The following is a 19,612-nucleotide window of genomic DNA, read 5'->3' as shown; positions in this document are numbered from 1 at the left end:
GTTCTGATAGCAAATTTGTCTCGGTCCCAACAAGTAAAGTGATGTTGTTCAACAGACTTTCCCGGCGCCATTTTGCCAAAATCGCAGGATGGTCGGCTCTCGGACTATCGACCAAATCCGCCTCCGGTCAGACCCCTTCGGGCACGCAAGCCGGGCCGTCCAACCGGGGCCAGCCTTCCAGCTTTCCAGGTCATTTTCTGTGGGGGACGGCGACGTCAGCCTATCAGATCGAGGGGGCGGTCAACGAAGACGGACGGGGTCCGTCGATCTGGGATCGTTTTGCTCATATCGATGGAAAGATCAGCGATCACAGCACGGCAGATGTTGCGAACGATCATTTCCACCGCTACAAGGAAGACGTTCAACTCATCAAGGCGCTGGGCGCGAAGGCCTATCGATTTTCGATCGCCTGGCCACGGGTTTTTCCGGAAGGGACGGGGGCGCCCAACCCCAAGGGCCTCGATTTCTACAACCGGCTGCTGGATGAATTATTGGCGAATGGCATCGAGCCGTTTGCAACGCTGTATCACTGGGATTTGCCGCAGTCGCTGCAGGACCGCTTCGGCGGATGGAGGTCGCGCGAAACTTCCAAGGCGTTCGCGGATTATGCCGCTTATGTCGCGGAGCGCCTGAGCGATCGCGTGAAGGACATCTTCACGATCAACGAGTGCTCGAGGCTGGTCTATTCCGGCTACGGCGCCGGCATCGACGCGCCGGGTCTCAGCCTGCCGCCGCAGGAATTGAACCAGGTCATGCACAACGTCGCGCTCGGGCACGGTCTTGCGGTGCAAGCGGTGCGGGCGCACGGGCGGGCAGGGACCAAAGTTGGCCCGGCCGAAAACCTCGTCGTCTGCATACCGGCGATCGAGACGCCGGCGAACATCCGCGCCACCGAAATCGCCACACGCGAACTCAATGCCGGCTACCTGACCGCGATTTTGGAGGGCAAGTACACCGATGGATTTCTGGCCTATGCCGGCAAGAATGCGCCGACCTACACCGCCGAGGATTTGAAAATCATTTCATCCCCGATCGATTTCGTCGGGCTGAACATCTATCTGCCCCATCACTACGTCGTCGCGGCCGATAACGCCGCCGGCTTTTCGCTGCTGCCGTTTCCCAAGTCGTTCCCGCACATGGAATCGGACTGGCTCAAGATCGGCCCCGAGGCGATGTATTGGGCGCCGCGTCAGGTCGCGAAGCTGTGGAATGTGAAGTCGATCTATATCACCGAAAACGGCGCCTCGGCTTCGGACCAGCCCGTCGCCGACGGCAATGTCTACGACCTCGACCGGATCATGTATCTGCGCAACTATCTGACGCAGTTGCAGCGCGCGACATCAGAGGGCGTCCCCGTGCTGGGTTACTTCCTGTGGAGCCTGATGGACAATTTTGAATGGGCGGACGGATTTGAAAAGCGCTTCGGCCTTTACCGGGTCGACTTCAACACCCAGCGCCGCACGCCAAAACTTTCCGCCTCGTTCTATCGCGAGATTATCGAACGCAACATGGTGGTTTGACCGGCAGCATCTGCCTCGAACCCGACGTGGCCCGACACGCCGAACTCGATCCCAATGACTTGAGTAGCCACGCGGCTTACGCGCCGCGTCCTACCATCCCCAGCCCGATTGCGGTTGCGCCTGACGATAGTACTGACCACCGCTCCGGCGCGGATCACCGGGGACGCCGCGCCGACGCGGATCGACAGTCCTGGGATCGACAGGTTGGGGGTCCCAACTGCGCTGGAAGAAGGAACCGAAGAAATTGCCGTCATCGCCCGGGACATTATCGCTTGCCACCACCGTCGGCTTGCGCGTGATGAAGCCGCCCTGGGGCTGGTTGCTCAACACCGCAACGAACTCGGTGCGATAGTTGGTCTCCTTGCTCAGCGGCTCGTCCGAGATGATGATCGAGGATCGTGGCATCGCGGTCGGGGCGATGCGATCGAGGATCTCCTGCGGGATGGTGATGCGGTCGAGCGCGTCCTTGGCGTTGTCGCCTTCGTCGATCGTGACCGCGGTCCAGCGCAGGCCCTTGTCGTTGGACGCCACCGCCGTAAACACATGCGTACCGATCGGCTGGTCGGGATTGCGGATCGTGACCGGAACCTCGATGGTCGCGTCGAACACCTCGCCACCGTCAGCCCACGGCTTGTGGGTATCGCGCCGCACGTAAAGCTTCTGCGTCGCGCGGCTGATGTAGACCGAGACTGGCTCGAGCGCGAGCTTGGCGTCGTTCGCCGCCTTCACGATGTCGGCCTTTTTGGTCTCGGCCGCTTTGGCGGCTTCCTTCAAAGCAGCCGCGTCGGGCTTCGACTTCGCGTCGGCCTTGGCGGCCTCAAGCTGCGTCGCGAGTTCCGCGGCCTTGGCGTCGGCCTTCTGCTTCAGCTCTTGGGCGCGCGCCGTCGCCTGGTCCGTCTTGGCGGCGGCGAGCGCCTTGTCGGCGTAGGCAGCCTCGGCGTCGGCACGGGTCTTCTGCGATTCCAGCTTGCGCAGCGATGCTGTCAGCGCTGCCGTCGTGCGCGCTGCGGTCGCGGAGGCTTTCTTCGCTTCGTCCGCGGCCTTGACGGCTTCGTCGGACTCGCGGGCAAGCGTCTCGGCCCGCGCCGGAGCCGCGGCGATCGCCTCGGCTTGCGGCGCGAACAGCTTCGGATCGGAAAAATCGATCGGGGCAGCGTCGATCGGCGAGATGATCACCCGCATTCCGATCCGGGTCTTGTCGAACATCTTCTCCGCAAAGCCATAGGGCATCCGCACGCAGCCGTGCGAGGCCGCATAGCCGGGCAGCGGCCCGCCATGCAGCGCGATGCCGTTCCAGGTGATGCGCTGCATGTTCGGCATCCAGGCATCGTCATAGAGGCTCGAATGGTGGTCCTTGTCCTTTTCGAGCAGGGCAAAGACGCCGGCCGGCGTCTCGCGGCCCGTGGTTCCCGTCGATACCGGCGCGCGCAGGATCCAGCCTTCGGAATCGTAGAAAATCACCTGCTGGCTCTTGATCGACACGATCGCCATGATCGGCTCGCCGGCCTCGCGCGGCGCGGTCGCCTCGGTGGGAGGCGCGGGGCGCGCCTGCCTCGCCGCGGCGCCTGATGTCAGCGCCGTCAGTGCGGCGATCGCCGCCAGCGTTGCCATGGCGGGAGGCCCCCACCGTCGCATCGCCACGGTGGATTGCGCCGTCATAACTCGATTTAACATGCCATGCCCCGGTTGAAATGCGTATCTGCGGTTGGGTCGATCAAGGTTCAGCTTGCGATTTTTAGATTAACTAATTCTCTCATATATGACAGTCGCCGCCGGAGAAAGGGCGGCCCGCGACCGAAATTAGTACGATTCGGACACTGCCCGATGTCCATCACACATCCGTTATGCACAGCGCAGGCGATGTGCCCGTCGTGCCAATCTGTCGCACCGGCATCGCCGCCAGGCCTGCTTTTCGATGGCATGAAATGACCTGCACTTTGGCAGCAAAGAACCTTGTGACTCCAGCCTGAACATTTGATGTTCGAGGCCAAGGAAACGCGCGTCTGAGGGTCTGGCAAAAGTCCCCTGAAGTTCTGCACTGGCAGCATTTCGCCACGGCAGGATTGACGCATAGGGAGCGAGGGGCGGGCACGCCTCCGGTCCCCGCAGGAGGATCGCATGCTGCAATTTACACGAGACCGGACACAGGAAATCATCAGGGATCCCAGGTTCCGGAATCTGGCTTCGGCGCGGGCCAAACTCCGCTGGAGCCTGTCGATCGTGACATTGATCATGTTTTTCGGCTTCATCGCCTTGATCTCGACCGCCAAAAGCGCGCTGGGCGTGGCGGTCGCAGGCAGCTCGATCCCGCTCGGACTTTTGCTGGCGATGTCCATGTGCGTGGTGGTCGTGATGCTGACCGGCTTCTACGTCTACCGGTCCAATTCACGCTTCGACGAGCTTGCCAGCCTCCTCAACCGGGAGTTCCGCCAATGAGAGTTTTATTGGCTGTATTGTTCATCGCATTTCCATTCGCGGCGTTTGCCCAGGCGGCATCCGCGGCGGCCGGTCGCGGTACCGACTGGATCGCCATCGGGATGTTCATGGCGATCGTCCTCACCACACTCGTCATCACCTATCGCTCGGCAGGTAGCACCAAATCGAGAGCTGACTTCTATACCGCCGGCCACGCGATCACGCCGCTGCAGAACGGTCTTGCGATCGCCGGGGATTTTCTTTCGGCGGCAGCATTCCTCGGGATTTCGGCGCTGGTCTATGCCAATGGCTTCGACGGATTTCTCTATGCGCTCGGCTTCCTCACGGGCTGGCCGATCGTTCTGTTCCTGATGTCGGAGCGTCTGCGTAACCTCGGCAGCTATACGTTCGCCGATGCCGCGGCGTTCCGGCTGGAACGCACGCCGATCAGGCTGGTCGCCGCGATCGGAAGCCTTGTCGTCGTGCTGTTTTATCTGGTCGCGCAGATGATCGGCGCGGGTAAGGTCATCGAGCTCCTGTTCGGCGTCAATTATCTGATCGCGGTGAGTAGCGTCGGAATCCTGATGATCCTCTATGTCACTGTCGGCGGCATGCAGGCGACGACGTGGGTCCAGATCACCAAGGCGGCGTTGCTGTTGTGCGGCGGAACGCTATTGGGCTTCGTCGTGCTCCGGCGTTTCGATTTCAGCTTCGCGAAGCTGTTTGCCGCGGCCAGCAGCATTCATCCCAAGGGCGAGGCAATTTTGGCGCCCGGCGGATTGTTCGCGGAGCCGGTCTCCGCGATTTCGTTGGGTCTCGCGCTGGTGTTCGGGACGTGCGGTCTACCGCACATCCTGATGCGCTTCTTTACCGTGAAGGACGCCGCGGATGCCCGCAAGTCGGTGTTCTATGCCACGAGCTGCGTGGCCTATTTCAGCTTGGTGATTCCCATCCTGGGATTCGGCGCGGTGCCGATCCTGATGTCGGATTCGAGCTATTTCCGCGTCGATGCTTCCGGGCAATTCAACAAGATCACCGATCTGATCGGTGGTCCGAACATGGCGTCGATCCATCTTGCGCATGCGGTCGGGGGCCCGGTTCTGCTCGGCTTCATTTCCGCCGTCGCATTCGCAACGATTTTGGCTGTGGTCGCCGGATTGACGCTCGCCGGCTGCTCCGCGATCGGTCACGACATCTACGGCCAGGTGATCGCCAAAGGACGCGGATCGGATGCACGCGAGGTCTGGGTCTCGAAGGTAGCTGCCGTCTGCATCGGTATCGTCGCGGTGCTGCTGGCTTATTCTTTTGAAAACCAGAACGTGGCGTTCATGGCCGGGCTGGCGCTTTCGGTCGCCGCCAGTTGCAACTTTCCCGTCCTCGCAATGGCGATTTTCTGGCGCGGCACCACCACGCGCGGCGCTGTGACCGGAGCGCTGGCTGGGCTCTTTAGCTCCGTTATCCTGGTCGTATTCAGCAAGACGGTGTGGGTCGCGGTGTTCGGTTTCAAGTCAGCGCTGTTCCCTTACGAAAATCCCGCGCTGTTTTCGATGCCGCTCGCGTTTCTTTGCATCTGGCTGTTCTCGGTCACGGATCGCAGTGCGCGCGCCGCCCGCGAACGCAGGGCATTCGACGCACAGTTCGTTCAGTCCGAGATCGGAATAACGCTCGCGGCAGAGGGCAGGGTAATGGCGGAGGCAACGTCTTGAGTAAGGAAAGGGATACAATGATAAAACGGATTCAGTGGCTTCGGTATCTGGTGCTTGGAGGGATTTTCATGGCGCTTGCTTCAACCAACGGTTCTTCCGGCGTTTCGGCCAATGAAGGCGTGGAGGTGACTTCCGCGCCGCTCGCCGTCGAACATATCGTCATCAAAACGGCGAAGCCGTATCCGGAGGTCAAGGCGCGGATCGAGAAGCTCGGCCGCTTCGATGACGCCATGCGCGCCATGCTGACCAAGAACGACATCGAGGGCCTGCGTGCCGCCGCGGAGCGCATCGCGGGATCGGATGGCCTGGCGATCCACTACGTGGCGCTGCATGGCGATCTCCTGGCACTCAGGGGCGAGCGGCGTCCGTTGATCGCCTATTACATCGGCAACATCCTGTCCGCGTCCGAGATGACCAAAGTCAATCCGGCCGCGGGCCTCTACGCGCCGCTGCGGGTGGTGGTTTATGCCAACGAAAAGGGCGGCACGACCATGGAATATGACCGGCCGACCTCGATGTTCGGGCAGTTCAAAAGCGCCGAGATCGATGCGGTGGCGCAATCGCTCGATAACAGGCTTCTCACCTTCCTGAAGAAAGCCGGCTCGTAAGACCAGGCTCGCGCGCAGCGCGGCATACCACGCCGCATACTGCGCGCGATCGGAGGCATCATGACGCATACTCTCGACGAAACCCACGACGCGGCGCGCCGCAGCTTTGTTGAAACCGCCAACGGCCCGGATACGGATTTTCCGATCCAGAACCTGCCGCTTGGCGTATTCAGCACCCAAGCCGATCCCAATCCACGCATCGGCATGGCGATCGGCGATCAGGTGTTCGACCTGAAGAGGGCCAGTGGCGCGGAGGCGGGCCTTTCACCACCTGTCGTGGAAGCGCTTCAGGAAGCCTCGCTCAATCGTCTGTTTTCCCTCGGGGCCGACGCGTTACGCGACCTGCGCCGCACGGCCGCCGACATGCTCGATCAGGGAAGCCGCGGCAATCAGATCCGGCGGCACGCGTCGGAACTGCTCGCTCCCATGGACGAGTGCACGTTTCATCTTCCGACCAAAGTGGCGAATTACACGGATTTTTATGCCGGCATCTATCATGCGCGCGCGGCTGGCGCGTTGCTGACGCCGGAAAATCCGCTGCCGCAAAATTATAAATGGGTACCGATTGCCTATCATGGGCGTGCGTCCTCAGTTCAGGTCGGGCGGGGCGCGGTGCGCCGCCCGCTTGGCCAGCGTCCGCCGGCCGCGGCCGGGGACGACCCGAGTTTCGGCGCTTGCGAACGCCTCGATTTCGAACTCGAAATGGGTTTTTACCTCGGCGGCGGTAACCCTCAGGGCAAGCCGATCCCGATTGCGCAAGCGTCACAGGAAATCGTCGGCTTCTCGCTGTTGAACGACTGGTCGGCGCGCGACATCCAGCGCTGGGAAATGTTCCCGCTCGGTCCATTCTTGAGCAAAAGTTTTGCCACTTCAGTCTCGCCCTGGGTGGTTACCGCGGACGCGCTGGCGCCGTTCCGCGTTCCCGTCTTGCAACGGCCTGAAGGCGATCCGCGCCCGCTTCCTTATTTGTTCGATGATGCGGACCAGGCGGAAGGTGGGCTCGATGTCCATCTTCAGGTCTCTCTGTCGAGCGCGCAGATGCGCAGCGCGCACGAACCCGCCGTTGAAATCCTGACTTCGAACGCAAAATATCTCTATTGGACGCCCGCGCAGATGGTCGCCCATCACACCATCAACGGCTGCAACCTGCAGCCGGGCGATCTGATCGGCACCGGCACGATTTCCGGACCCACGCGCGCCGAACTCTCAAGCATGCTGGAACTGACCACCGCCGGCGAGCGGCCGGTCGTCCTGCCAAACAGGGAGCAGCGCAGCTTCCTTGCGGATGACGACGAAGTGACGTTCCGCGGCCGATGCAGCCGACAGGGGTTTGTCCCCATCGGCTTTGGATCATGCGTTGGCAGGATCGCGGCCGCCGAGATCTGAAACAGGTGAAATGGTTCAATCGTTGTTCAGGAGCTGCCGATGAGCTGCCAGGGTTCGCTTATCTACACACATCTTTCGCTTCCAGAACTCGATCCGGATGAGGTTCGTGATGGACAGATTGTGACGCTTCTAATCGCGCTGTCAGCGTTGCTGATGACGCGGCTGCTGTTGTGGGCAACGATATTGCTCTAGCCGCGGCGCTACGATTGACGAAAATCGGAGGGCGAGCGGCTCGTCCATTTCTTGAAGGCCTTTCGAAAGCTGGTCGCGTCGGCAAAACCGATGCGTTCGGCGATCATATCGATCCCCATATGGGTGTTCTCCAGAAGCTCGGTCGCCAGCGACCGGCGCATACCGTCGACGATGGACTGATAGGAAAGCCCTTCCTGCGCCAACCTTCTGTGGAAGGTGCGCAAGGAAAGACCGAGTTCGGAAGCAATTCTGGCGGCGGCCGGAAACTGGTTCGGGCTGTTGAGACACGCGGCGCGAACCCTGCGGATCAGTTCGGATTCGCCGGGACCCTCGGTCAACACGACGTCGCAGACCTGTTGGCAAATTTGTGCTGTGATCGGGTTGGCGTTCGGGCAGGGCATGTCGAGGATCTCAGCGTCGAAGTGCCACTCCATGCGATCGGCGCCGAAGTCGATCGGGCAGTTGAACATCCGCTCGTAATTGCGCCAATGCGGCGGCGCCGGGAAGGGAAACACCATCCGCTTGCTCGGGAACGGTGATTCCAGCACGCGGCTGAATATCGCGGTCATCGAGCTGCGCCAGAATTCGGCGGCAAATGGCAGGAGGTCGCCGAGGGTGTCGAGGCCATGGCTGCGCAGGATGGCGGTCTTGCCTTCGATCCGGAAACTGATCTGGCGAACCGCAGGGCCTGCCATGGTGACGTGATCGAGCGAAAACAACAGCGAATCCCCGAACGTCCGGCTGGAAATCAGCGCGTAGCCGTAAATGCCGTAGTCGCTGATGCGTTGCCGCGCTCCGGCCAACAGCGCGATGTCGGATCGCTTGGCGAGCCGCTTGGCATTGCGATAGATCGCGAGCCGCTGCCGATGCGAGATGCGTGCGCGGGCGTCTTCGAGCTGCGCCGCGTCGACGCCGGTTCGTGCAAACAGGTCGCGGACGGAGATTCCTTCCGCCGCGAGTTCGGCAGCGAGCGCGCCGAGCCCGACGAGGTTCTGCGTCGGCGCGTCGGGGTCGCCCGAAATGGGCGTGACCAGCTTGATCGGCTTCATGGCTCCTCCCTGCTGCATGGCACAAATTGACTGGTCCGTCCCGCCTGTTTTCGCCGGTTTGGCAGCTTTTGACATCATAATTGGCATGGCCTGACGTTGTCACGCGTCATATGACGTTAGACATTCCAAATATCGAAACGCGCTGGAAGCCGAACACGGCGGCGGCAAGGCGTTTGTGGTCCGGAACGAAGCCGCCAGCGGCGCACCGGCTGCTATCGATAAAGGGAGAAACAGGATGACAACCGTTAAGCACGAAATCGACGGCAAGGTCGGCGTCGTAACGCTCGCAAAGCCCCCGCATAATCTGCTCGATGACCAGTTGATCAATGATCTCGTTGACGCCTACCAGGCCGTGGTCGCGGGCGGTTGCCGCGCGATCCTGCTGCGCAGCGGAATGCGGCATTTCTGCGCCGGCGCCGAGATGGCGTCATGGGGCACGGGCACAAAAATCCATACCAGCCAGCAGCAGTTTGAATCGATGCTGAAAAATCTCGAGGACGTGCCGGTGCCAACGCTGGCCGCCATCAACGGTGGCGCGCTGGGCGGCGGTCTCGAGATCGCGCTGACCTGCGATATGATCGTCGCGGCCGACACCGCGTTCCTGGGGCAGGTCGAAGTCGCGGTCGGTCTTCTGCCACTGCTCGGGGGCACGCAGCGCCTCGCGCAGCGGGCGGGGGTCGCGCGGGCCAAGGAAATCGCGATGCTCGGCCGCCGTCACACGCCCGAAGCCTTCGAACGCTGGGGCATCATCAATCAGGTGGTGCCGGAATCCGAACTCGGTTCGGTCTCGATGACCTGGGCACGGCAACTCGCCGCGGGCCCGACGCAGGTCATCAAGGGCATCAAGCTGCAGGCCAATCTCGAGGCTCGCGGCGGCATCGCATCTGCGGACGCGCGGCAGGTCGAGATCAACGACATGATCTGGAAAGCAAATGACCGGCAGCGCGGGGCTGACGCTTTCTTCACCTCCGGTCCCGCGACCGCGATCTTCCAGGGAGATTGATCATGTCCGGCGCTCCCCTTGAAGGATTGCGTGTCGTCGATTTCACCCGAGTTCTCGCGGGCCCTCATTGCACCAAGGCGTTGCGCGATCTTGGCGCTGACGTGACCAAGATCGAGCCGCCGGCCGGCGATCTCGGGCGTTTCGGCTTGCCCTATGTCAACGGCATGGGCCTCTATTACGTGCAGCAGAACGCCGGAAAGCGAAATCTCAGCCTCGATCTGAACTTTGCCGAAGCGCGGGAGATCGTTCGGCAGCTCTGCCAATCCGCAGACATTATTGTCGAAAATTTTCGGCCGGGAACGCTGGCGCGTTTCGGCTTCGCTTACGAAGACGTCAAGGCGTTCAATCCGGGGATCATCTATGTGTCCCTGAGTGGATTTGGGCAATCGACCTCGTGGCGGAATCGTCCGGCCTTTGCGCCGACCGTGCAGGCCGAAACCGGATTGACCGCCATTGTGCAGGATCATTTCGGCGAGGCACTGTCCGAGCCGCGCGGTGACTCCAGCAGCCATGCGGACGTTTATACGGGCTTGCAGGGCGTCATTGCCGTGCTCGCAGCCCTGCAGCACCGCAATCGCACCGGCGAAGGCCAGCACGTCGACGTCTCGATGGCCGCGACGATGCTGTCGGTGAATGAGCGCGCTGGCGCCATGCTGTCCGAGATCGACACCGACGGCGAGCCGATCGCGCTGTCGGCCAACGAATCCCATATTTTCGAGATGGCCGACGGCACCAAGATGACGATTGCCTCAAGCCCGATCTATTCGCCGATGTTCACACGCTACTGCGCGATGATGCGGCGGAGCGATCTGCTGGCCGATCCGCGTTACGCGACGGCCCGGCTGCGCCGCGAAAACCTGGCTTCGCTGCTGGCTGAAGTCCGCGCCTGGCTGGCAACGTTCGACACCTTCGAGCAGTTGCAGGCCCAAGTCAGCGAAGCAGGGCTTGCCGTAGGCCGCATTCGAACCCTCGGTGAGTTCTCGAAGTCGGATTGGGTCAGGGAATGGAACGCGATCGTGGAAGTCGACGATCGGGGCGGGGGCTCGGTGCGGATGCCGGGCAACCCCTGGATATTCAGTCAGTCTGAGCTGCCCTGGCCCGGCAGGCCGGCCTATCAGGGTGAACACAATACGGAGATCCTGAAGGAACTGCACGTCCCTGAAGACAAGATCCAGGATCTTGAAAAGCGCAGCATCACGCTGAACCGGCGATAAGCGCCCCAAAGTCAATTTCGGAAATTCAGAATTTCAATTGACGCCGGGGTAGAAACAGGAATATTGATTCCGCCGTCCCGCCTCCCAGAGGGGCGTTTCGCGATCGTCACGGACGTGAGGCGGGATGCGGTGGACGCAGATTGTGCCTTTGACGAATGGCGCGAAAGCGGACGGCGAAGTCGTGTGGTCCTGACGTCTCGACGCTGACGTCAAGTTCTTGAGAAGCAAGCCTCTCAGGGGCGACGGTGACAAAAAAGCCCGATCATCGAGGAGAGCACGAAATAAGTCGTAAAACCATTGTGCGGGGAATGCCGGGCGTTTCCGGTGTGACCGTGGTGACTAACGCGCGTGCTACCACCCACTACACGCGCGGCTGCGGGCGCACCAGGCGCCCGGCATTCCCTGCGCCCTCTAAAGAGGGCGGAACGAGCAGAGCAAAACTCGGGCGAATTGCGCCGCGAGAATGCGGAACTGTATCTGCCGTCATTGCGAGGAGCGAAGCGACGAAGCAATCCACTTTTTCTTTGTTTTGCTCGATGGATTGCTTCGCTGGCGCTCGCAATGACGGTTTCAAGTGCGTGGTCTCACGTCCTCAAAACCGCTTGCTGACAAATTTCGAGTCCTTCAACCCATACCGCCAGGGCAGATCGACCGCCTTGGTGAGACCGATCCGCAGGCCGGTCACGACTTCCACCTTGCGCGGGCGCGCAAAGAGCGCGATCGGCGGAGCATCCAGCGGCAATCCATTAAGCGCGTGGGTGATCGCAAGCGCTTCCGTCAATTTGCCGGGGCCCGAACACAGCGATCGCTCGTCCTGCAATCCGCGCCGGCGCTGCATCGCCGGGATGCCATGGGTTGGCTGCAGGGCGCGGATCAGCACCGCGCTGGCCGAGCCTTCTTTCTCGCAGACGAAATTGATGCACCAATGGATGCCGTAGGAGCGGTAGACATAGATAAAGCCGGGCGGGCCGAACATCACCATATTGCGAGGGGTCGGCCCGTTGTAGGAGTGCGCGGCCGGTTCAGTGTGGTGATAGGCCTCGAGTTCGACGATAATGCCGCCGACGCCGTTCACCAGCATCGTCGCCCCGATCAGGTCGGGTGCGACCTCATGCACGCTCCGGGCAAAGAAAGCGCGTTTTATCGGTTTGCCGAGCTTTTCTTCAGGCGATGTGCGGTTTTGAGCCATTCAAGCCGATATGCTAATAATCCCGGCTGGGGTAACGCCCCAAAGCGGTTGCGATTCCCGGTCCAGCGGACTAGCTAAAGCTCTCACAACGGACAGTCCATGGTCGTCGTCGTCGATACCATTTCAGCCACGCAACTGCGCCCCCGTCACCCCGAAAAGGTGAACCGGCCGGATGCGCTGTCGCCGCCCAAGCCGGACTGGATCCGGGTGCGCGCGCCGAATACGCGCGGCTATGCCGATACCCATAAAATCGTCAAGGAAAACGGCCTCGTCACGGTGTGCGAGGAAGCAGGCTGTCCGAACATCGGCGAGTGCTGGGATAAGAAGCACGCCACCTTCATGATCATGGGCGATACCTGCACCCGCGCCTGTGCGTTCTGCAACGTCAAGACCGGCATGCCCGGTGCGCTCGATGCGCTGGAACCGGAACATGTGGCGGAGGCGACATTCAAGCTCGGGCTCGCCCATATCGTCATTACGTCGGTCGATCGCGACGATCTTGCCGACGGGGGCGCCGAGCATTTTGCCCAGACCATTCGCGCCATCCGGGAGCGCTGCCCGACCACGACCATCGAGATCCTGACGCCGGACTTCCTGCGCAAGGAAGGCGCGCTTGAAATCGTCGCGGCGGCCAAACCCGATGTATTCAATCACAATCTGGAAACGGTGCCGTCGCGGTATCTGAGCGTGCGTCCGGGCGCGCGGTATTTTCACTCGATCCGGCTGCTGCAGCGGGTCAAGGAAATCGATCCGACGATCTTCACCAAATCCGGCATCATGGTCGGATTGGGCGAGGAGCGTCATGAAGTGATGCAGGTGATGGACGACCTGCGCTCGGCCGATGTGGATTTCCTGACTATCGGGCAATATCTGCAGCCGACCCGCAAGCATCACGCCGTGATGCGCTATGTGACCCCGGACGAATTCCAGGGCTATGAGAAGGTCGCCTATACCAAGGGCTTCCTGATGGTGTCGGCGAGCCCGCTGACGCGCTCCTCGCATCACGCCGGGGATGATTTCGCCAAGCTTCAGGCGGCGCGCGCTGCAAAATCCCGCTGAGCGCAAGCGATGCCGAAATTCTCCAGCAAGCGCCGGGTTCACCACAGCGCGGCCCAGATGTTCGACCTTGTCGCCGATGTCGAGCGCTATCCTGAGTTTGTGCCGCTGTGCAAATCGCTGAAGATCCGCCAGCGCACGCCCAAGCCCGATGGCACCGAGATCGTGATCGCCGACATGACCGTGGCGTTCAAGCTGGTGCGCGAAGCCTTCACCAGCAGGGTCACGCTCGACCGTCCCAATCTGAAAATCATGGTCGAGTATCTGCAGGGGCCGTTTAGCAATCTCGAAAACCGCTGGTCATTCGAGCCGAAGCCGGACGACGGCTGCGACGTCGGCTTTTTCCTGTCGTATGAATTCAAGAGCCGGATGCTGGCGATGCTGATGGGGACGATGTTCGACACCGCGTTTCAGCGTTTTGCGGCCGCGTTCGAGAAGCGCGCGGATGCCATTTACGGAAAGCCCGCTGGCGCGTGAGCGTGAACGCGGGGATTACGCCCGCGGCGGACGCCGCCGTTTGACGGGGCTGCGTCGCGAGGTTCGCGCGACGCGTGGACGCAGGCGGCTGGTTGTTTCACGGCGCGGCTTGGCCGGCGCCTGCGGCCCGCGCGCCAGTTCCGTCAGCATGCGCAGGGCCTCGACCACCGAGCGCTGGCGCACCGCGCTGCGGCCAATCGCGCCGAAGCGGCATTCGCGGTGCATGATTCGGCCATCGCGCGCCGCAACGGCGAAATGGACCAGACCGACCGGTTTACCGGGCGTGGCGCCGCCGGGTCCGGCAATGCCGGTAATCGAGACCGCGAGATCGACGCCGGCCTTCTCCAGCGCGCCGATCGCCATCGCGGTGGCGGTTTCCTTGCTGACCGCGCCGAAGGTCGCCAGCGTTGTAGGCTTCACGCCGAGCATCATGCGCTTGGCTTCGTTGGAATAGGTGACAAAGCCGCGGTCGATGACGTCGGAGGAACCGGGAATATCGGTGAGCGCGCCGGCAACGAGACCGCCGGTGCAGGACTCTGCCGTGGCAATCGTCAGCTTGCGCATCCGGCAGAGATCGAGCAGCGAGCGGGATAGAGCGCGGGCGTCGCTGCCGCTCATCTTAATCGCTCCAGGGCAGGCGGATGGTAGCGCTCGCGGTAGCGGCAATGCCTTCCTCGCGGCCGGTAAACCCCAGCCGCTCGCTGGTCGTCGCTTTGACGGCGACCCGCGACAGGCTGAGCCCGGTGATCTCGGCGATGCGCGCGCGCATGGTGTCGCGCAGCGGTCCGATCTTCGGGCGCTCGCAGATCATCGTCACCTCGAGATGCGCGATGCGCCCATTGCGCGCGGTGACGCGCTCGACGGCATATTTGAGAAACTGGTCGGAGGAGGCGCCCTTCCACTTGATGTCGCTGGGCGGAAAGTGCGAGCCGATATCGCCATCCGCCAGCGCGCCGAGGATGGCGTCGACCAGAGCGTGGAGGCCGACATCGCCATCGGAATGCGCGAGAAAGCCGCGGCTGTGGGGCACGCGAATGCCGCAGATCATCAAATGATCTCCGTCGCCGAAGGCGTGAACATCATAACCGGTGCCGGTCCTGACATCGCCGAGCATGGCGCCGAGGCGGGCTTCTTCGCGAACAAAATCTTCCGGGGTCGTCAGTTTCATGTTTGCAGGATCGCCTTCAAATGTCGCCACCGTCAATCCCGCCCATTCCGCCAGCGCGGCGTCGTCGGTGAAATCGCTGCGACCCTCGCGCGCGGCGCGGCGATGGGCATCGAGAATGACGTCAAATCGAAAGGCCTGCGGTGTCTGCGCGATCCGCAGCCGCGCACGCTCCGGCGTGGCTTCGACGTTGCCGTTGCCGTCGACCAGTTTGATGGTGTCGGCGACCGCTATCGCCGGCACCGCGGCGCCGGTGCGGCCAGCCGCATCGATCGCACGCGAGATCAGCGCGGCCGTGACGAAAGGTCGTGCTGCATCATGAATGAGAACGACATCGGGCTTCTGGCCGGCCAGCGCTTCAAGCCCGGCATGCACCGAGGCCTGGCGCGTCGCGCCGCCATTGGCTGGCGGTTGATAGCGCAATGCGCTGACGGCTTCGTTGAAGACCGCGGCGTCATCGGGATTGAGAACCGGCTGCACCGCGAACACTTCGGGATGACAGCAGAACGGCTCCATCGCGCGGAAAATTACGGTCTGCCCGCCGATCGAGCGGTATTGCTTCGGTCCACCCGAACCGGCACGCAGGCCGCGTCCGGCTGCGACGAGGATGGCTGCAGTCCGCTCAGGTTTGGGCATCAGACTCAATTAGGGGCAAAGGGGTGGGAACATCGATCAGTTGCGCACAGCCCTTATCATGCTCGCGCCATGAAAACAGAACGATTCCAAGGGAGCTGTGGGGAAAAGCATATTTTGTTGCAGTGCACTTGCAAGATTGGCAGAACTGTCTAAAGTGTAGGCATGACGCTTGACTGCACAAGATTTGTGCGCAAAATGGATCCTAGCAGCCGCGATGAAGCGGTTGTCAGAACAACGAGAAATCCGTGACCGGTCCGGAATCCTCAGGCCTTAAGCCGTTGAAAATAGGCGATATTGAGGTCGCCAACCGGGTTCTCCTTGCGCCTATGTCTGGCGTCACCGATGCACCCTTTCGACGCCTGACCGCAGCCCTTGGCGCGGGACTCGTGGTGTCCGAGATGACCGCGAGCAATGATCTCGTCAACGGCCGCCCGATGTCGCGGCTGCGATGCGAGGCGACGGGCATCGGGCCGCATGTCGTTCAACTCGCCGGCTGCGAAACAAATTGGATGGCCGAAGGCGCCCGCATCGCGGAAGCCGCCGGCGCTGACATCATCGATATCAATATGGGCTGCCCCGCGCGCCACGTGACCGGCGGTCAATCCGGCTCGGCGTTGATGCGCGATCTCGATCACGCGCTGAAACTGATCGAGGCGACGATAGCAGCCGTGAAAGTGCCGGTGACGCTGAAGATGCGGCTCGGCTGGGATGATCGTTCTCTCAACGCGCCGGAATTGGCGCGCCGTGCAGAAGCTGCGGGCGTGCAATTGATCTCGGTGCATGGCCGTACACGTTGCCAGTTCTACAAAGGCGAAGCCGATTGGGGCGCGGTGCGCGCGGTGAGGGATGCCGTCACTATTCCGCTCGTCGTCAACGGCGATATCACGTCATTCGAAAAGGCCGTGACGGCGCTGGAAATGTCCGGTGCCGACGCGGTCATGGTCGGCCGCGGCGCGCAGGGTCAGCCGTGGTTGCCCGGTCAGATCGGGCGGCGCATCGAAACCGGCATCGTCGAATCCGCGCCGTCGCTGACAGAACAGCTCAAATATATCCGTGCGCTCTATGACGAGGTTTGCAGCCACTACGGATTGCGCGTCGGCCTGCGTCACGCGCGTAAGCATCTCGGCTGGGCACTGGAGATTGCCGCGCAGTGCAGCCGCGCGCCGGCGATGACGCTCAAGAGCTGGAAGCAAAAGGTTCTGACATCGGAAGAACCCGCCGGCGTTCATCGCGCGCTTCAAGATGCATTCGACGACTTTGCGTGGAGTGCCGCCGCATGACATCAGCCGCAGAACATCGCCGGCCCGTGCCATCGGATGGCGACCTCATCCTGAATGCGTTGCCTAATCCCGTGCTGCTGGTGGCGCCCGACGGCAAGATCGTCGATGCGAACATGGCCGCGGAATCGTTTTTCGAAATTTCCGCGCAATTCCTGCAACGTCAGTCGTTGAAGGAGCTTGTGCCATTCGGAAGTCCGTTGCTGGCGCTGATCGATCAGGTGCGCTCCAGCGGTTCACCCGTCAATGAATACAAGGTCGATTTGGGCACGCCGCGGATGGGCGGCGATCGCCAGGTCGACCTTCACGTCGCGCCGTTGACGGAGCGCCCCGGCCACATCGTCGTGATGCTCCAGGAACGGACCATCGCCGACAAGATGGACCGGCAATTGACTCATCGCAGCGCTGCGCGCTCGGTGATCGCGCTGGCCGCGATGCTGGCGCATGAAATCAAGAATCCGCTGTCGGGTATCCGCGGTGCGGCGCAGTTGCTCGAGCAGGCGGCTTCGTCGGAAGACCGCATGCTGACGCGGCTGATCTGCGACGAGGCGGATCGCATCGTCACGCTGGTCGATCGGATGGAAGTGTTCGGCGACGATCGTCCGGTGGCGCGCGGCCCGGTCAACATTCACAGCGTGCTTGATCACGTCAAACGGCTTGCCCAGTCCGGCTTTGCCCGCAACATCCGGTTCGTCGAAGAATACGACCCGTCATTGCCGCCGGTGCTCGCCAATCAGGACCAGTTGATCCAGGTATTTTTGAATCTCGTGAAGAACGCCGCGGAAGCTGTGGCGGATCTCGGCAGCGATGCGGAAATCCAGCTCACCACCGCATTTCGTCCGGGGGTGCGCCTGTCGGTGCCGGGCAAGAAATCGCGGGTCTCATTGCCGCTTGAATTCTGCGTCAAGGATAATGGTCCCGGGGTGCCGGAGGACCTGTTGCCGAACCTGTTCGATCCTTTCGTCACGACCAAGCCGACCGGCAGCGGGCTCGGGCTCGCACTGGTGGCCAAGATCGTTGGCGATCACGGCGGCATTATCGAATGCGAATCCCAGCCGAGGAAGACCGTTTTCCGCGTGCTGTTGCCGATGTTCAGTACCGCGAAACAGTTCGATAAAAGCAACCGCGAAGACGTTTCGGGGACGCCACTGCATGCCTCGCAAGAATCAAGATGAGGAATAGCTATGCCCGCAGGTAGTATTCTTGTCGCCGATGACGACACCGCCATCCGCACCGTTCTCAATCAGGCGCTGTCGCGCGCGGGATATGAGGTGCGGCTGACAGGAAACGCGGCGACCTTGTGGCGCTGGGTCAGCCAGGGCGAGGGTGATTTGGTCATCACAGACGTCGTGATGCCGGACGAGAACGCGTTCGACCTGTTGCCGCGGATCAAAAAGATGCGGCCTAGTCTCCCGGTCATTGTGATGAGCGCGCAGAACACCTTCATGACGGCGATTCGGGCTTCCGAGCGCGGGGCCTACGAATATCTGCCCAAGCCGTTCGATCTGAAGGAACTGATCGCGATCGTCGGCCGCGCGCTGGCGGAACCGAAGGAGCGGGTCGCCAACCACGCCGACGAGTCCGAATTCGATTCGATCCCGCTGGTCGGCCGCTCGCCGGCAATGCAGGAAATCTACCGCGTACTGGCGCGGCTGATGCAGACCGATCTTACCGTGATGATTTCCGGCGAGTCCGGTACCGGCAAGGAGCTTGTGGCGCGCGCGCTGCACGACTACGGCAAGCGGCGCAACGGGCCCTTCGTGGCCGTCAATATGGCCGCGATCCCGCGCGATCTCATCGAGTCCGAACTGTTCGGCCATGAACGCGGTGCATTTACCGGCGCCAATACCCGCGCCTCGGGCCGCTTCGAACAGGCTGAAGGCGGCACGCTGTTTCTCGACGAAATCGGCGACATGCCGATGGAAGCGCAGACCCGCCTGCTGCGGGTGCTGCAGCAGGGCGAATATACCACCGTGGGCGGCCGCACGCCGATCAAGACCGACGTGCGCATCGTCGCGGCGAGCAACAAGGATCTGCGCATCCTGATCCAGCAGGGCCTGTTCCGGGAAGACTTGTTCTTCCGTTTGAACGTCGTGCCGTTGCGGTTGCCGCCGCTGCGCGAACGAATCGAGGATTTGCCCGATTTGATCCGGCATTTCTTCGCACTGGCCGAGAAGGACGGGTTGCCGCCCAAGAAGCTCGACGTGCTGGCGCTGGAGCGCCTGAAGCAGCATCGCTGGCCCGGCAATGTGCGCGAGCTGGAAAATCTTGCCCGCCGGTTGGCGGCGCTGTATCCGCAGGACGTGATCACGGGCTCGGTGATCGATGGCGAACTGGCGCCTCCGGCGGTGACCTCAGGTGGCAGCACCCAGCATGGCATCGACAATCTCGGCGGTGCGGTTGAGGCCTATCTGTCCTCGCATTTTTCGGGATTTCCCAACGGCGTGCCGCCGCCGGGGCTCTATCACCGGATCCTCAAGGAAATCGAAGTGCCGCTGCTCACGGCCGCGCTGGCGGCAACCCGGGGCAACCAGATCCGTGCGGCCGACCTCCTGGGTCTCAACCGCAACACCCTGCGCAAGAAGATTCGCGACCTGGACATTCAGGTCTACCGGAGTGGCAATTAGGCGCATTGGCGGCTGGAATGCCTCTTACAGCCGTTCAAGAGGGCTGATCGCCGGGGATTACCCGCTTCGCTCGAGGCCAGCGCCGCGGATTT

18 protein-coding genes are annotated in these 19,612 nt (G+C 62.1%); 13 read left to right on the top strand and 5 right to left on the bottom strand.

What is annotated here, in order from left to right; translation table 11 throughout:
* Positions 1 to 44 precede the first annotated feature (44 nt).
* Positions 45 to 1,520 (top strand): GH1 family beta-glucosidase, encoded by a 1,476-nt coding sequence (locus HB676_RS07980; protein ID WP_213737453.1) that lies wholly within the window; start codon positions 45 to 47, stop codon positions 1,518 to 1,520.
* A 90-nt stretch (positions 1,521 to 1,610) separates the two neighbouring features.
* On the opposite strand, the gene HB676_RS07975 is transcribed toward HB676_RS07980, so the two are convergent.
* Positions 1,611 to 3,194, bottom strand: coding sequence for a L,D-transpeptidase (locus HB676_RS07975; protein ID WP_213737175.1), 1,584 nt, complete (start codon positions 3,192 to 3,194; stop codon positions 1,611 to 1,613).
* Positions 3,195 to 3,638: 444 nt separating this feature from the next.
* On the opposite strand from HB676_RS07975, the gene HB676_RS07970 reads away from it, so the two are divergent.
* The 5 genes from HB676_RS07970 (at position 3,639) to HB676_RS07950 (ending at position 7,827) form a co-directional block, all read left to right on the top strand.
* The gene (locus tag HB676_RS07970; protein WP_213737173.1) at positions 3,639 to 3,956 is read left to right on the top strand and encodes a DUF485 domain-containing protein; all 318 of its coding nucleotides are present in this window, start codon (positions 3,639 to 3,641) and stop codon (positions 3,954 to 3,956) included.
* Positions 3,953 to 5,641: a cation/acetate symporter ActP gene (actP, locus tag HB676_RS07965; protein WP_213737171.1), complete on the top strand. Its 1,689-nt coding sequence runs from the start codon at positions 3,953 to 3,955 to the stop codon at positions 5,639 to 5,641. The genes HB676_RS07970 and actP overlap by 4 nt, the downstream gene beginning before the upstream one ends.
* Positions 5,642 to 5,709: 68 nt before the next feature.
* Complete coding sequence (locus tag HB676_RS07960) at positions 5,710 to 6,249, top strand: DUF302 domain-containing protein (RefSeq protein WP_213737170.1); 540 nt, start codon at positions 5,710 to 5,712, stop codon at positions 6,247 to 6,249.
* A gap of 60 nt (positions 6,250 to 6,309) precedes the next feature.
* Positions 6,310 to 7,635 carry a fumarylacetoacetase gene (gene fahA, locus HB676_RS07955; RefSeq protein WP_213737169.1) on the top strand — a complete coding sequence of 442 codons (1,326 nt, stop codon included), beginning with the start codon at positions 6,310 to 6,312 and terminating at the stop codon, positions 7,633 to 7,635.
* 39 nt (positions 7,636 to 7,674) lie between these two features.
* The gene (locus tag HB676_RS07950) at positions 7,675 to 7,827 is read left to right on the top strand and encodes a hypothetical protein (protein WP_213737168.1); all 153 of its coding nucleotides are present in this window, start codon (positions 7,675 to 7,677) and stop codon (positions 7,825 to 7,827) included.
* Between the two features lie 8 nt (positions 7,828 to 7,835).
* On the opposite strand, the gene HB676_RS07945 is transcribed toward HB676_RS07950, so the two are convergent.
* Positions 7,836 to 8,876, bottom strand: a complete 1,041-nt coding sequence (locus tag HB676_RS07945) for an AraC family transcriptional regulator (protein WP_213737167.1) — start codon at positions 8,874 to 8,876, stop codon at positions 7,836 to 7,838.
* A 235-nt stretch (positions 8,877 to 9,111) separates the two neighbouring features.
* On the opposite strand from HB676_RS07945, the gene HB676_RS07940 reads away from it, so the two are divergent.
* Positions 9,112 to 9,879, top strand: coding sequence for an enoyl-CoA hydratase/isomerase family protein (locus HB676_RS07940; RefSeq protein ID WP_213737166.1), 768 nt, complete (start codon positions 9,112 to 9,114; stop codon positions 9,877 to 9,879).
* 2 nt (positions 9,880 to 9,881) lie between these two features.
* A complete protein-coding gene (locus tag HB676_RS07935; RefSeq protein ID WP_213737164.1) occupies positions 9,882 to 11,093 on the top strand; it encodes a CoA transferase in 1,212 nt (403 codons plus the stop codon).
* Positions 11,094 to 11,685: 592 nt separating this feature from the next.
* On the opposite strand, the gene HB676_RS07930 is transcribed toward HB676_RS07935, so the two are convergent.
* Entirely contained in the window at positions 11,686 to 12,282 is a 597-nt protein-coding gene (locus HB676_RS07930) for a DNA-3-methyladenine glycosylase (protein ID WP_213737163.1), read from the bottom strand.
* 99 nt (positions 12,283 to 12,381) lie between these two features.
* Here HB676_RS07930 and lipA point away from each other — a divergent pair, with 99 nt between their 5' ends.
* Positions 12,382 to 13,341 carry a lipoyl synthase gene (lipA, locus tag HB676_RS07925; protein ID WP_213737161.1) on the top strand — a complete coding sequence of 320 codons (960 nt, stop codon included), beginning with the start codon at positions 12,382 to 12,384 and terminating at the stop codon, positions 13,339 to 13,341.
* A 9-nt stretch (positions 13,342 to 13,350) separates the two neighbouring features.
* Positions 13,351 to 13,815 (top strand): type II toxin-antitoxin system RatA family toxin, encoded by a 465-nt coding sequence (locus tag HB676_RS07920; RefSeq protein ID WP_213737160.1) that lies wholly within the window; start codon positions 13,351 to 13,353, stop codon positions 13,813 to 13,815.
* 15 nt (positions 13,816 to 13,830) lie between these two features.
* On the opposite strand, the gene HB676_RS07915 is transcribed toward HB676_RS07920, so the two are convergent.
* Positions 13,831 to 14,433: a CinA family protein gene (locus HB676_RS07915; protein ID WP_213737159.1), complete on the bottom strand. Its 603-nt coding sequence runs from the start codon at positions 14,431 to 14,433 to the stop codon at positions 13,831 to 13,833.
* A 1-nt stretch (position 14,434) separates the two neighbouring features.
* The gene (locus tag HB676_RS07910; protein WP_213737158.1) at positions 14,435 to 15,616 is read right to left on the bottom strand and encodes a bifunctional 2-C-methyl-D-erythritol 4-phosphate cytidylyltransferase/2-C-methyl-D-erythritol 2,4-cyclodiphosphate synthase; all 1,182 of its coding nucleotides are present in this window, start codon (positions 15,614 to 15,616) and stop codon (positions 14,435 to 14,437) included.
* A 278-nt stretch (positions 15,617 to 15,894) separates the two neighbouring features.
* Here HB676_RS07910 and dusB point away from each other — a divergent pair, with 278 nt between their 5' ends.
* Genes dusB through ntrC form a run of 3 tightly spaced genes read left to right on the top strand, consistent with a single transcriptional unit; the run spans position 15,895 to position 19,520 of the window.
* Entirely contained in the window at positions 15,895 to 16,896 is a 1,002-nt protein-coding gene (dusB, locus tag HB676_RS07905) for a tRNA dihydrouridine synthase DusB (RefSeq protein ID WP_213737452.1), read from the top strand.
* Positions 16,893 to 18,068, top strand: a complete 1,176-nt coding sequence (locus tag HB676_RS07900) for a nitrogen regulation protein NR(II) (RefSeq protein WP_213737157.1) — start codon at positions 16,893 to 16,895, stop codon at positions 18,066 to 18,068. The genes dusB and HB676_RS07900 overlap by 4 nt, the downstream gene beginning before the upstream one ends.
* 9 nt (positions 18,069 to 18,077) lie before the next feature.
* Complete coding sequence (ntrC, locus tag HB676_RS07895) at positions 18,078 to 19,520, top strand: nitrogen regulation protein NR(I) (protein ID WP_213737156.1); 1,443 nt, start codon at positions 18,078 to 18,080, stop codon at positions 19,518 to 19,520.
* Positions 19,521 to 19,612: the final 92 nt, after the last annotated feature.

Source organism: Bradyrhizobium sp. dw_411, from assembly GCF_018449695.1.
Classification (GTDB): Bacteria; Pseudomonadota; Alphaproteobacteria; order Rhizobiales; family Xanthobacteraceae; genus Bradyrhizobium.
Note: the sequence above shows the minus strand (reverse complement) of the source record. Positions and strands in the feature narration are given on the sequence as shown.